Consider the following 13723-nt stretch of genomic DNA (forward strand, 5'->3'; position numbering starts at 1 on the left):
CGCCGGAGGTGGAATAGACTGGAGCTATTCCACGAATCTCTCTGAAGGGACCCGACGTCATGACGACTGCGGACTCATTCGGCGCGAAGGGCGTACTCGATGTCGCCGGCGCTGAATACGAAATTTTCAGGCTCAGTGCGGTCGAAGGCTCCGAGAACCTTCCGTTCAGCCTCAAGGTGCTCCTCGAGAACCTGCTGCGCACCGAAGACGGTGCCAACATCACCGCGGACCACGTCCGCGCCCTGGCCGGGTGGGACGCCGACGCCCAGCCCGACACCGAGATCCAGTTCACCCCCGCCCGCGTGATCATGCAGGACTTCACGGGCGTGCCCTGCGTCGTCGACCTGGCGACGATGCGCGAGGCCGTGGCCGACCTCGGCGGCGACCCCAAGCGCGTCAACCCCCTCGCGCCCGCCGAGATGGTCATCGACCACTCGGTGCAGATCGACGCCTTCGGCAACGCCGGCGCACTCGAGCGCAACATGGAGATCGAGTACCAGCGCAACGGCGAGCGGTACCAGTTCCTGCGCTGGGGCCAGACCGCGTTCGACGACTTCAAGGTCGTCCCCCCGGGCATGGGCATCGTCCACCAGGTCAACCTCGAGTACCTGGCGCGCACCGTCATGACCCGCGAGGTGGACGGCGTCCTGCGCGCCTACCCCGACACCTGCGTCGGTACCGACTCGCACACCACCATGGTCAACGGCCTCGGCGTCCTCGGCTGGGGCGTCGGCGGCATCGAGGCCGAGGCGGCCATGCTCGGCCAGCCCGTCTCGATGCTCATCCCGCGCGTCGTCGGCTTCAAGCTCACCGGCGACATCCCCGCCGGTGCCACCGCCACCGACGTCGTCCTCACCATCACGCAGATGCTGCGCCAGCACGGCGTGGTCGGCAAGTTCGTGGAGTTCTACGGCGAGGGCGTCGCCTCCGTGCCGCTCGCCAACCGCGCAACCATCGGCAACATGAGCCCCGAGTTCGGTTCCACGGCCGCGATGTTCCCGATCGACGGCGTCACGCTCGACTACCTGCGCCTCACGGGCCGGCCGGCCGAGAACGTGGCGCTCGTCGAGGCGTACGCCAAGGAGCAGGGCCTCTGGCACGACCCCTCGCGCGAGATCCGCTTCTCCGAGTACCTCGAGCTGGACCTGTCCACCGTGGTGCCCTCGATCGCCGGTCCGAAGCGCCCGCAGGACCGCGTGGAGCTCACCAAGTCGAAGAGCCAGTTCCGCGAGGACCTCCGCAACTACTCCGACGACCCCGAGCTGGACTTCGCGCCCGGCGGCACCGTCGACGAGGCGTCGCAGGAGAGCTTCCCGGCCTCCGACTCCCCGACCTTCACCCCCGGCACGGCCGCCTCGACCATCGAGGAGAACGCGAAGCCCCGCGAGACTGTGGGCGCCGGGGCATCGGACTCGCGTCCGTCGAAGAAGGTCAGCGTGAGCATGAAGGACGGCCGCGAGTTCGAACTCGACCACGGCGCCGTCAGCATCGCGTCCATCACCTCCTGCACCAACACGTCCAACCCGTCCGTGATGCTCGCCGCCGCCGTGCTGGCCCGCAACGCCGTCGAGAAGGGCCTCGTGTCCAAGCCGTGGGTGAAGACCTCCGTGGCCCCCGGCTCCAAGGTCGTCACCGACTACTACGAGAAGTCCGGCCTGATCCCGTACCTCGAGAAGCTCGGCTTCTTCACCGTGGGTTACGGCTGCGCCACGTGCATCGGTAACTCCGGCCCGCTGGAGGACGAGATCTCGCAGGCCATCCAGGACAACGACCTCGCCGTCACCGCCGTCCTGTCCGGCAACCGCAACTTCGAGGGCCGCATCAACCCCGACGTGAAGATGAACTACCTGGCCTCGCCGCCGCTGGTGGTCGCCTACGCACTGGCCGGGACCATGGACTTCGATTTCGACACCGAGCCCCTGGGCCAGGACGAGGCCGGCGACGACGTCTTCCTGAAGGACATCTGGCCCAACCCGGTGGAGGTCCAGCAGGTCATCGACGCGTCGATCGACGAGGGCATGTTCACCTCGAGCTACGCCACGATCTTCGAGGGCGACGAGCGCTGGCAGTCCCTGCCCACGCCCGCCGGCGACACGTTCGCCTGGGATCCGGAGTCCACGTACGTGCGGAAGCCCCCGTACTTCGAGGGCATGCAGCGCGAGGCGAGCCCGGTCGAGGACATCGACGGCGCACGCGTGCTGCTGAAGCTCGGCGACTCGGTGACCACCGACCACATCTCGCCCGCGGGATCGTTCAAGTCGGACACCCCGGCCGGCCGCTACCTCACCGAGAAGGGCGTGCAGCGGAAGGACTTCAACTCCTACGGCTCACGCCGTGGCAACCACGAGGTCATGATCCGCGGCACCTTCGCGAACATCCGCATCAAGAACCAGCTGCTCGACGGCGTCGAGGGCGGGTTCACGAAGGACTTCTCGCAGCCTGACGCACCGCAGGCGGCCGTGTACGACGCCGCCGAGAACTACCGCGCAGCGGGAACGCCGCTGGTGGTCCTCGCGGGCAAGGAGTACGGCTCCGGTTCGTCGCGTGACTGGGCGGCCAAGGGCACCGCGCTGCTCGGCGTGAAGGCCGTCATCGCCGAGAGCTACGAGCGCATCCACCGCTCGAACCTCATCGGCATGGGCGTCCTGCCGCTGCAGTACCCCGCCGGCCAGAACGCGGAGTCCCTCGGGCTCACGGGCACGGAGACGTTCGCGGTCAGCGGCGTCACCGAACTCAACGAGGGCCGCACCCCCCGTACGGTGAAGGTCACGGCCACCCCGGCCGACGGCGGTTCACCGGTCGAGTTCGACGCCGTCCTGCGCATCGACACCCCGGGCGAGGCGGACTACTACCGCAACGGCGGCATCCTGCAGTACGTGCTGCGCCAGCTCGCCGGCTAGCGCCGCGAGATTCCGGGCCGGGAGTGCACCTCCCGGCCCGGACCGTACGCAGGGCCCGCGCCCTGCCACCCGAACCGCGACACCGAGGGGGCGCCATGACCGAGTCAACGGAACTGTCGGCGCGCGTGGACGGCGATGCCATCTTCCGCGTCCTCCGCGGCGAGATCCTCGCCGGCGTCCACCCGCCGGGCACCGCCCTGCGGGAAGTGGTGATCTCGGAGCGTTTCGGCGTCTCGCGGACCCCGGTGCGGGAGGCACTCAGCAGGCTGCAGCACGAACGCCTGCTCGAGCGTGCGGCCCGCGGCCTGCAGGTCCCGCAGATCGACCCGCAGGAAGTCATCCAGATCTACGATCTGCGCGTGATGCTCGAGGAGGAGGCCGCCGGCCAGGCCGCCCTCAACCGGGGCACCGCGGACATCATGCGTCTCGAGGCGCTGCTGGAACGCGACCGCGCCGTCGTCGATCCCGACGACACCACGAAGGTCACCAACAACCTCGAATTCCACACGTCGCTGTGGGCCTCCGCGCGGAACCCCATCCTCATGGACCTCCTCCAGCGGCTCTCCACGCACCTCATCCACACACCGCGCTCCACCCTGTCCGTGGGGGACCGGTGGCAGGAGGTGCTCCTCGAGCACGAGTCGCTGATCTCCGCCATCACCGAGCGGCGCAGCGACGACGCCCGCGCCATCGCCCGCACGCACATGGAGACGGCCCGCACCCTCCGCCTGCAGCTGCTCCGCACCACCGCGGCGGACTGACCGTGGCCACCGAGGGCGGCAGGCACCGCCTCCTGCTCGACGTCGACACCGGGATCGACGACGCCGTCGCCCTGCTGTACCTGCTCGCGACGCCCGGGGTCTCCCTCGAGGGGATCACCTGCACGGCCGGCAACGTCGGGGCACGGCAGGTCGCCGTCAACAACCTGGCGCTGCTGGAGCTGTGCGGCCACGCCGGCGTCGAGGTCGCGATCGGCAGCGAGGTGCCGCTGGAGGTGCCCCTCGTGACCACGGAGGAGACGCACGGGGACCAGGGCATCGGGTACGCCGTCCTGCCCCCGCCGCGCGGGCGCGTCTCGGCGCGCCACGCCGTCGACGTCTGGCTCGAGGCCGTCCGCTGCCATCCCGGGCAGATCACCGCGGTGGTGACCGGGCCGCTGACCAATCTCGCGCTGGCCCTCCGCGCCGAGCCGGAGCTGCCGATGCTCCTGAAGGGCCTCGTGATCATGGGTGGCGCGTTCCACCACCCCGGGAACACGACACCGGTGGCCGAGTGGAACATCCACGTGGACCCGCATGCCGCGAAGGAGGTGTTCGCCGCGTACGAGGGACTGCCGGTCGAGAAGCTGCCCGTCGTGTGCGCGCTCGAGACCACGGAGCGGATCGAGTGCACGCCCGCCCACGTCGACGCGGTCGCGCGTGCCGCCGGTGCCGGGCCGGAACTGCTCTCGCCCGACGATCCCGCGGGGACCCTCAGCCGCAGCGACAACAGCGTCGTCGCCTGCGTCTCGGACGCGCTGCGCTTCTACATGGAGTTCCACCGCCTGTACGACCAGGGCTACATCGCGCACCTGCACGACCTCTTCGCGGCGATGGTCGCGACGGGGGAGGCCGACATCGAGGAGCGCCTGGCCACCGTGGACGTGGAGACGGCGTCGCCGCTGACCGTCGGGCAGACGGTCGCCGACACCGCGGGGATGTGGAAGCGGGCGCCCAACGCGCGGATCGTCACGGGCAACGACCCCGCGGCGGTGTTCGAGCTGATGGTCCGCCGCCTGTCCGACCTCGCGAGGATGCACGGCTGACCCGCACGCGGTGCCCCCCCCGCCTGTCCGGACCCCCGGTACACTGGACGTGCCCGCACTGCTGCGTGGCCGGCGCCGAGGTGACATGAGGTGCGTCCCCCTCCCTCGATCGCGCCCTAGGACTATCGTGAGTTCACCCCTGACCCTCGCACCCGCCACCACCGCGCAGCGGCCCCGCCGCCTGCTCGGTGTCCTCGGCGGAGCCCTGATCGTCGCCACGTACGTGTTCCTGGTGACCGTGCAGCCCGCGGAGATCGCCGGCGGGATGGGCAGCGCCGCCTCGCTCGTCACGCTCTTCGGGTTCCTCGGGGGAGGTGCCCTGCTGGTCGCCGGGATCCTGCCGACGCTCAGCACCGCGTCCCTGGTGGTGATGCCGCTCGGGATCGCCCTCAACATCGCGATCGGGCAGATCGCCGGATCGCTGGGCATGCAGATCTACCTCGACGCCATCGGGACCGTGCTCGTCGCCGTCCTCGCCGGACCCGCGGCAGGAGCCGCGACCGGCGCGCTCAGCAATGCGATCTGGGGCCTCTTCAACCCGTTCGCGCTGCCCTTCGCCGCCGGTGCCGCCCTGATCGGGCTGCTCGCGGGCCTCGCCGCCCGGTACGGCGCGTTCCGCCGCGTGTACCTCGCGCCCGTCGCAGGGCTCGTGGTCGGCGCGATCGGCGGGCTGGTCGCGGCCCCGGTGGCGGTGTTCATGTTCGGCGCGGCCGGCACCTTCGGGACCAACGCGATCATCGCCGTCTTCCGCTCGATGGGCGACAAGCTCCTGGTCGCCGCCACGAAGCAGGGACTGCTGTCCGATTCGCTCGATAAGATCGTGGTCTTCGTCGTCGTCGCGCTGATCGTGTACGCACTACCGCCGCGCGCCGTCCGCCGGTTCCCCTTCGCCCGCACCCACCGCGTGCTCGGCAGGCGCACGGGCGCACCGGCCGCCGCGGGCCCGATGACGAGCGCCCACGGAGACGGCGCCGCCTGAGCCATGCCGCGCCGTCGGATCTACAATCCGCTGACAGAGCTGCTCGCCGCCGTGCTGCTGGTGGTGCTCGTCCTCGTGGTGGACCGCTGGCAGTTCTCCCTCGCGGTCCTCGTGCTCGTGGTGCTGCCCGCCGTGCTCCTCTCCGCCAGGGCCCGGCAGATCGGACTCGCGATCACCCTGGTCGCCGGGCCGCTGCTGATCTCGTCGCTGCTCCTCCACGGCCTGTTCTATCCCGAGGGGCGCACCGTCCTCGCCGACCTCGGGGTCGCGCGCGTGACGGCCGAGGGGCTCGCCTTCGCGGCGCTCATGGGGCTGCGCATGAGCGTCTTCACGGGGGTCCTGCTGACCGCCGCCATGACGCTGGACCTCCCCGACCTCCTGGCGAGCATGACGCACCGCGGCTGGAACAGGAAGCTCGTCTTCATCGTGGGTTCCGCCGTCGGGCTCGTCCCGCACGTCGCCCTGCGCGGACAGCAGATCACCCGGGCGCAGCAGGCACGCGGCCTGGTGGTCGGGCGCAGCCCGCTCTCCCGGTTCCGGGCCCTGCTCACCGTCCTGACCCCGCTGGTCATCGGGCTGCTCGTGGACGCCTCCGAACGCAACCGCATGCTCGAGGCGCGGGGCTTCTCGTCCTCCGCGGCCCGCACCAGCTACCTGCCGGACACGGACTCCCACCGGCAGCGCCTGGTGCGCCGCGGCATGGTCGTCGCCGTGGCCGTCGTCTCGGCCGTCGTCGTGGCCGTCCGGTTCGCGGTGACGCCGTGATCACCCTCGAGAGCGGTTCCTTCGCCTACGACGACGGCACGACGCTCCTCACCGACCTCACCCTGGCGGTCGCGCCGGGGGAGTACGTGATCGTCGCCGGCGCGTCCGGCTCGGGCAAGACGACGCTCGCCAGGCTCCTGGCAGGGCAGACCGGGGGCGACGCCGGGTCGTCCTTCCGCGGGGCGATCACGCTCGACGGCGAGACGGTGCGGTTCGACGGCATGCCCACCGATCCCCGGATCGACCCGTCCGCATGGAGCGCGAAGGTGGGCCACGTGGCGCAGGGCGCGTGGGGCCAGCTGTCCATGATGTCCGCGACGGTCGGCGAGGAGATCGCCTTCGGCCCCGCCAACCGCGGCGTGCCCGCCGACGACCTGCGTCGGCTCGTCGGGGACGTGGCCGCGGCCCTCGGGCTCGGGGACCTGCTGCACCGGGACCCGCGACGGCTCTCCGGCGGCCAGCTGCAGCGGACGGTGATCGCCGCGGCGATGGTCCAGCGGCCGGGGATCCTCGTCCTCGACGAGCCGTTCCAGGGACTCGACGAGCACGCGGCACGGGGCGTCGCGACGGCGCTGGAGGAGCTGCGCCGCGACGGGGCGGGCATCGTCGTCTGCGAACCGCTGATGCCGCGGACCGCGCCGCCGGGCGCCCGCGTCCTCGCGCTCGCCGACGGGCGGTGCGTGTTCGACGGTCCGCTGGCCGACGCCCACCGGGCGGGTCTCGGGCGGCACGGGATCGGCATCGGCGGCGATCCGCCGCGCGCAGCCGCCCCCGGTCCGGTGGACCCCTCGGCGCCCGTCCTCGTCCGGATGGAGGGCGTCGGCTTCCGCCACACACCCGACGGGCCGACGGTAGGGGCCGGACTGACCGGCGTCGACCTGGCCGTCCGCGCCGGGGAGATCGTCGCCGTGCGCGGCCCCAACGGGTCCGGCAAGTCCACGCTGCTCCAGCACCTCAACGGGCTGTATCGGGCCGGGACCGGCCGGGTCACCGTGGGCGGGGTGCCGATCCTCTACCAGCCGACCGGCACGCTGGCTGCCACCGTGGGCTACCTGTTCCAGGACACCGACCAGCAGCTGTTCGAGCGCACCGTCCTCCGCGAGGTCTCCTACGGGCCGAGGGCCGCCGGACTCGCGAAGGACGCCGCCGTCCTGCGGGCCGCCGACGTGCTCGATCGGCTGGGGCTCGGGGGGTCGAAGCAGGCCCACCCGTACGAGCTGGGCTTCGTCCAGCGGCGGATCGTCGCGCTGGCGTGCCTCATCGCCACGGGCCCCCGCGTGTGGGCACTCGACGAGCCGACGGCCGGCCTGGACGCACCGACCCGCTCCCTGCTCGCCGGCCTGCTCGCCCGGCACGCCCGGGAGGGCGGCGCCGTGGTGCTGGCCACGCATGACGCCGCGTTCGCCGACGCGGTGGCGCACCGCACCGTCCGGCTGGACGCCGGCAGGGTCCTGGCGGACGACGTCGGCCTCCCCGGGAGCGGTTCCAGCCCCTAGGGTGGGTCCCATGGACGTATTGCGGCAGAGGCACAGGACCATCCGCTCGGAGGGCGCCGACCTCGCCGTGTTCGAGTACGGCCTGGAGCCCGGCCCGGAGGTGCCCACCGTGGTGTTCGTCCACGGCTACCCCGACGATCACCGTGTCTTCCACCCCGTCCTCCGGGAACTCGCCGGGACCCACCACCTCGTGGCCTTCGACACCCGGAACGCCGGCCGCTCGCGCCCCCGGGACGGCGCCGGCTTCAGCCTCGCGGAACTCGTCGACGACATCTTCGCCGTGATCTCCGCCGTACTGTCCGCTGTGACCGCCGTCTCCCCTCCCGGCCCTGCGACCGGCGCGGGTGCGCCGGGCCGCGTGCGCCTCGTGGGCCACGACTGGGGATCCATCCAGGGCTGGGCTGCGGTCCAGGACGAGCGCTCCGACGGCCTGGTCGCGGACTACACCAGCATCTCGGGCCCGGACCTCCGCCACTTCTCCCGCTGGTTGAGGAGCCGGTTCCAGGATCCCCGGCGCGCGCTGCAGGGGGTGGGGCAGGTGCTGCGCAGCTCGTACGTCGGTGCCTTCCGGCTCCCGGTCCTCCCGGAACTGGTGTGGGAGTACGGCCTGACCCGCCGCTACGAACTGACGGCGCGGCGCAATGTCGGCGCGGACCCCGTCCGGGGCCTGGCGCTGTACCGGACGAACATGGCTCCGGACGCGGCGCCGCCCCGGCGACGGCGGGTGACCGTGCCCGTGCACGTCATCGTGCCGCTGAAGGACCCCTTCCTGTCCCCGCACCTCGTGGAGGGCCTGGAGGACTGGGTGGAGGACCTGACGGTGACCACGGTGCCCGGCGGGCACTGGTGGATCGCCCGGGAGCCCCGGACCTTCGCGGGACTGCTCGCACCCGCGCTGCGGGCCGGTGACGCCTGAGCGGAGGAGCCCGGGGTGCCGCCGGCCCGGCTACGCCTCCAGCAGGCCCCGGATGTCCTCCGCCGTGAGCGCCGAGCTGAAGACGGCGTCGTCGTCCATCACGGACGTGAACAGCCTGGCCTTCTGCTCCTTGAGCTTCATGACCTTCTCCTCGATGGTGCCCTTGGACACCATGCGGTAGACCATGACGTTCTTCGTCTGCCCGATCCGGTGCGTCCGGTCCACGGCCTGTGCCTCGGACGCCGGGTTCCACCAGGGGTCCAGCAGGAAGCAGTAGTCCGCCTCGGTCAGGTTGAGGCCGAACCCGCCGGCCTTGAGGCTGATGAGGAAGACGGGCGCGTCGCCGTCCTTGAAGGAGTCGATGACCTCCCCGCGGCTGCGCGTCGAGCCGTCCAGGTAGGCGTACGGGATGCCGCGGGCGTCGAGCTGCTCGGCCGCCTTCTTGAGGTAGGACGTGAACTGGCTGAAGACGAGCGCCCGGTGGCCCTCGGCGATGATGCCGTCGAGGTTCTCGAAGAGCACCTCGAGCTTGGCGGAGGGCACCCCCTCGTGCTCCGGGTCGACGAGCGAGGCGTCGAGGCTGAGCATGCGCAGCAGCGTCAGGGAACGGAAGACGATCATCCGGTTGCGGTTCATGTCCTCGATCAGCCCGAGGAGCTTCTGCCGCTCGCGCTGGAGGTACGTCTCGTAGATGTGCCGGTGCTCCGGGTGCAGCTCGACCTCCAGGACCTGCTCCTGCTTGGGCGGCAGATCGGAGGCCACGGCCTCCTTGGTGCGCCGCATCATGAGGGGCCGGATGCGCTTGCGCAGCCGGACGAGCGGCCGGTTGTCGCCGATCTTCTCGATCGGCGTGCGGTAGTCCTCGGTGAACTTCCGCGCCGAGGGGAACAGCCCCGGCGCCACGATGTTGAACATGGACCACAGCTCCATGAGGTTGTTCTCCATGGGCGTGCCGGTGATCGCGAGCTTGAAGGGCGCGTCGAAGTCCTTGGCCGCCTGGTGCACCTTGGAGGCGCGGTTCTTCACGAACTGCGCCTCGTCCAGCACGAGGCCCGACCACGGGAGGTCCTGGTAGGCGGCGAAATCGAGCCGGAAGAGCGTGTAGGACGTGATGACGATGTCCGCACCGCGTACCTGGTCGCGGACGGGGATCCCGGAGGCGCCCTGCGTGTCACCGATGGAGACGACGTCCAGCCCGGGAGCGAAGCGGCGTGCCTCGTTGGACCAGTTAGGCACCACGGAGGTGGGGGCGACGACGAGGAACGGCGCGTCGAGACCGGTGGTCTCCTTCGCGTAGGTCATCAGGGCCAGGGCCTGCAGGGTCTTGCCGAGGCCCATGGCGTCGGCGAGCACCCCGCCGAGCTGGTGCCGCCACAGGAACGCCAGCCAGCTGAACCCCTCGGCCTGGTACGGGCGCATGTCGGCGTCGAGGCCCTCCGGTGCCGGGGTGGCCTCGACGTCCTCGAGCTCGAGCAGCCCGCTCACGGCATCCCGCCACGACTGCGCCTGCTCGGTCTCCTCCGCGAGGTCCTCGAAGTCCGCCCAGAGGCCGGCCTGGTAGCGGCTGATCTGCAGGCCGGACTCGGGGTCCCACTCGCTCAGCGACCGGGCCTCCTCGATGAGCTCGCGCAGCTGGTCGAAGACGGGCTGCTCGAGGGACAGGTAGGTGTTGTCGACGAGCTTCAGCTTCTTCCGGCCCTGGGCGAGGGCCCGGAAGATCGAGTCGAACGGGATGGTGCGCCCGCTCACGGTCACCATCACGCCGAGGTCGAACCAGTCGCGGTTGTCCGTCTCCACGGTGCTGATGCGCAGCGTGGGCGTCTCCGTCAGTTCGCGGTAGTCGGGCTTCTCGCCCACGACGTCGACGCTCACGCCGTCGAGTTCCGCGAGCCTGGGCAGGACGTCCTCCACGAACTCGACGGCCTGCATGTCCTCGAGCTTCAGCGACTTCAGCGGGACGGGCCCGAGGACCGCGCGGGCGGCGGAGGCGAGCGCGTCCTCGGCGTCGGCGTCGCGGTAGCCGTCGTCGCTGCCGGGTCCGCCCCTGCGGAAGGGCCGGCGCTGCACGGTCTCGCCGAGGGGGTAGTCGAAGTGCCAGTCGAGGGACACGGAGCCGTCGGTGCCGTAGGCGGTGGTCAGCACGAGGACCGGCGGCTGGATCTCGGGCAGCTCCACGCTGCCGTCGCTGCTGTCCACCTCGATGGACTGCCGCAGCTTCGGGTAGTACTCCTGCAGGAAGAGGGATCTCTCCTCCTCGGGCACGACGACGGAGCGGCCGCGCTGCAGCAGTTCGATGTCCCTGGGCGTCAGCTTCCGGGCGGTCGGGGCGAGCGTGATGGTGTCGTCGGGCGCCACGGTGTAGAGGCCGTGGGTGCTGATGACGTGGGCCGTGTCCGAGGGGTGGGGCTGTCCGTCGATGTCGAGGGCGGGTCGCAGCCGCAGGGAGCCGTCGTCGGTCTCGGTCGCGTCGAGCTTCAGGGTGGCCTGTTCGGCGAGCTCGATGGTCACGGACTTCTTGGCTCCCACGAACGCGATCCCGAGGCGCTGCGCCTCGTCCAGCAGCTGCCACAGGAGCGGGTTGCTGAAGTCGTCGAGGTACAGCCAGGAGTCGTTGTTGCCGAAGTAGTTGACCCCGGTGCCGCGGTGCAGCGCGGGGAACTGGGAGAACCAGCGGTGCTGCTCGGGGTCGAGCTTCAGCCCGTACGTCTGGTAGCTGATGCTGCCCCAGGACAGGTTGTTCTTGATCCACTTGCCCTTGCCGTTCTGGCTGACCGGCCGCACACCGAGGCGCGTGTTGAGCGTGCGCTGGCCCTGGCGCTCGGCCGCGGACCCCCATCGCTGGACGGCGACCTCGGGCGTGCGCAGCTCGAACTGCAGCCCGAGGGGCGTCAGGGGAGCGGTGGGCGCGCTGTCGTCCGACCCGAGGAGGTCCAGGAGGGACGCCTGCCAGCCCTCCGGCACGGACGGCCGGGGGGCCCGCCGCGCGCCGAGCTCGCGTTCGTGCTGCGCCAGGAGGCTCTCGGTGTTGCTCTGCAGGGCGGTCGCCGCGACGTGCTTGCAGTCCGCGCCCACCGGGCAGCTGCAGAAGTTCTCGAGCGGCCGGAACCGCCCGTCGCCCTTCAGCCCCAGGCGGAGCTTGGTCCTGTACTCGGAGGGGGCGCTGCCGCGGACGTGGCCGGTCAGGAGCTTCGCGTCGGCGTCCCAGGCGAGGGAGCTGACGGCGCCGTCCTTGGCGTAGGTCTGCCCGCGCTGGAACGCGGCCCCGCCCACGATCCTGATGATGTCGGTGACATCGACCATGGGGTGGCTGGAATTGGGCATAATTCCATGCTCTCACGCGACGGCGACGCTCTCCTGCACAGACCGCCGCATTCTCCGACGGCTGACCGGTTCCCGCCGTCGGTCCGTCCGCGCGCGATCCCTGCCCTACTGTTGGAAAGGGCACTGATGATCGGCGGGGGGCCGGCGGAGACGGAAGAGGGCACGCGTGTTCGAAGCAGCAAGCATCACCTATGCGGCGGCAGGGCTCGCGGTGTTCGCCGCGGCACTCCTGCCCCGGCTGCTCATGCGCGCCCCGGTCTCCATGCCCATGGTGTTCCTCGCGGCCGGCATCCTCGTGTTCAGCTTCTCGCCCGGCCTGCCCGACCCGGATCCGATGCAGTACAGCGACCTGACGATCCATCTCAGCGAAGTCTGCGTCATCGTCTCCCTCATGGGTGCCGGGCTCGCCCTGGACCGCCGGGTCGGCTGGCGCCGCTGGTCGACGACCTGGCGGCTGCTGGGCATCGCGATGCCGCTGTGCATCCTCGTCCTGACCCTGATGGGGATGTGGCTGCTCGGGCTCGGACTGGCCTCGGCGCTGCTGGTCGCCGCCGCGCTGGCCCCCACCGACCCCGTCCTGGCCTCCGAGGTGCAGGTGGGCGAACCGTCCGAATCGGAGGAGGACCTCGAGGCCGAGGACGAGGTGCGCTTCGGCCTGACCTCGGAGGCGGGTCTCAACGACGGACTCGCGTTCCCCTTCGTGTACCTCGCGATCCTCATCAGCACCGTCGGCATGTCCCCGTCCGCGTGGTTCCCGGAGTGGGCCCTCCTCGACGTCCTGTGGCGCATCATCATCGGCTGCGCCTTCGGCTACGGCATGGGTAAGCTGCTGGGCCGCATCTTCTTCCGGGCCCCCATCAAGAGCGCCCGCCTCGCCAACCACTCCGAGGGCTTCGTGGCGCTCGCGGCCACGTTCCTGACCTACGGCGTCACCGAGGCCGTGGAGGGCTACGGCTTCATCGCCGTGTTCGTCTGCGCCGTCACCATCCGGGCCGGGGAGCAGACCCACGGCTACCACGGTGTCCTCCACAGCTACATCGAGCAGCTCGAGCGGCTCCTGACCGTCGTGGTGCTGGTCCTGCTGGGCGGCGCGGTGGCACGCGGCCTGTTCGAGGGGCTGCGTCCCCTCGAGGTCGTGGTGGCCGTCGCGTTCATCCTCCTGATCCGCCCGGTCACGGCCTGGCTGAGTCTGGTCCGCGGCAAGACCGGGCCGTGGGAGCGCAGCGTCCTCGCGTTCTTCGGGGTGCGCGGGATCGGCTCGATCTACTACCTCGCCTACGCCCTGTCGAAGGGCGAGTTCACGGCGGACGAGGCGGCGCTGTGGCGCATCGGCGGCCTCGTGATCGTCCTGTCCATCGTGGTGCACGGCATCACCGCCGCGCCGGTCATCAACGCCCTGGACCGTGCCCGGCAGCGGAAGGCCCGCGCGCAGGGCGACGAGGCGCAGGCGCCGTCGACGCCGGTCTAGGCCCGCGGGTGGGCCGGCCGTAGCAGGTGGGTCCGGCCGTGGGTCGGGCCGTGGGTCGGGCCGTGGGTCCGGCC

9 protein-coding genes are annotated in these 13723 nt (G+C 71.2%); 8 read left to right on the forward strand and 1 reads right to left on the reverse strand.

What is annotated here, in order from left to right:
* Nucleotides 1–59: 59 nt before the first annotated feature.
* The 7 genes from V6S67_RS02945 (at nucleotide 60) to V6S67_RS02975 (ending at nucleotide 8860) form a co-directional block, all read left to right on the forward strand.
* Nucleotides 60–2900 carry an aconitate hydratase gene (locus tag V6S67_RS02945; RefSeq protein WP_334208817.1) on the forward strand — a complete coding sequence of 947 codons (2841 nt, stop codon included), beginning with the start codon at nucleotides 60–62 and terminating at the stop codon, nucleotides 2898–2900.
* Between the two features lie 95 nt (nucleotides 2901–2995).
* Complete coding sequence (locus tag V6S67_RS02950; RefSeq protein WP_334208818.1) at nucleotides 2996–3661, forward strand: GntR family transcriptional regulator; 666 nt, start codon at nucleotides 2996–2998, stop codon at nucleotides 3659–3661.
* Nucleotides 3662–3663: 2 nt separating this feature from the next.
* On the forward strand, nucleotides 3664–4704 hold the full coding sequence (locus tag V6S67_RS02955) for a nucleoside hydrolase (protein ID WP_334208819.1): 1041 nt from the start codon (nucleotides 3664–3666) through the stop codon (nucleotides 4702–4704).
* 127 nt (nucleotides 4705–4831) lie between these two features.
* Nucleotides 4832–5683, forward strand: coding sequence for an ECF transporter S component (locus V6S67_RS02960; protein ID WP_334208820.1), 852 nt, complete (start codon nucleotides 4832–4834; stop codon nucleotides 5681–5683).
* A gap of 3 nt (nucleotides 5684–5686) precedes the next feature.
* Entirely contained in the window at nucleotides 5687–6448 is a 762-nt protein-coding gene (locus tag V6S67_RS02965; RefSeq protein ID WP_334208821.1) for an energy-coupling factor transporter transmembrane component T, read from the forward strand.
* Nucleotides 6445–7944 (forward strand): ABC transporter ATP-binding protein, encoded by a 1500-nt coding sequence (locus tag V6S67_RS02970; protein ID WP_334208822.1) that lies wholly within the window; start codon nucleotides 6445–6447, stop codon nucleotides 7942–7944. The genes V6S67_RS02965 and V6S67_RS02970 overlap by 4 nt, the downstream gene beginning before the upstream one ends.
* Nucleotides 7945–7954: 10 nt before the next feature.
* On the forward strand, nucleotides 7955–8860 hold the full coding sequence (locus V6S67_RS02975; RefSeq protein WP_334208823.1) for an alpha/beta fold hydrolase: 906 nt from the start codon (nucleotides 7955–7957) through the stop codon (nucleotides 8858–8860).
* Between the two features lie 30 nt (nucleotides 8861–8890).
* Here the strand turns inward: V6S67_RS02975 and V6S67_RS02980 are convergent, their stop codons facing one another.
* On the reverse strand, nucleotides 8891–12181 hold the full coding sequence (locus tag V6S67_RS02980) for a DEAD/DEAH box helicase (protein ID WP_334208824.1): 3291 nt from the start codon (nucleotides 12179–12181) through the stop codon (nucleotides 8891–8893).
* Nucleotides 12182–12347: 166 nt separating this feature from the next.
* Between V6S67_RS02980 and V6S67_RS02985 the strand changes: the two genes are divergently transcribed.
* A complete protein-coding gene (locus V6S67_RS02985) occupies nucleotides 12348–13649 on the forward strand; it encodes a cation:proton antiporter (protein WP_334208825.1) in 1302 nt (433 codons plus the stop codon).
* Nucleotides 13650–13723: the final 74 nt, after the last annotated feature.

It is taken from the genome of Arthrobacter sp. Soc17.1.1.1 (genome assembly GCF_036867195.1).
GTDB lineage: Bacteria > Actinomycetota > Actinomycetes > Actinomycetales > Micrococcaceae > Arthrobacter_D.

What these genes read in the sequence shown, in the direction of transcription:
- V6S67_RS02975 (WP_334208823.1), top strand. Translation starts at nt 7,955, where the DNA reads ATGGACGTATTGCGGCAGAGGCACAGGACCATCCGCTCGGAGGGCGCC.
- V6S67_RS02945 (WP_334208817.1), top strand. Translation starts at nt 60, where the DNA reads ATGACGACTGCGGACTCATTCGGCGCGAAGGGCGTACTCGATGTCGCC.
- V6S67_RS02950 (WP_334208818.1), top strand. Translation starts at nt 2,996, where the DNA reads ATGACCGAGTCAACGGAACTGTCGGCGCGCGTGGACGGCGATGCCATC.
- V6S67_RS02980 (WP_334208824.1), bottom strand. Translation starts at nt 12,181, where the DNA reads ATGCCCAATTCCAGCCACCCCATGGTCGATGTCACCGACATCATCAGG.
- V6S67_RS02965 (WP_334208821.1), top strand. Translation starts at nt 5,687, where the DNA reads ATGCCGCGCCGTCGGATCTACAATCCGCTGACAGAGCTGCTCGCCGCC.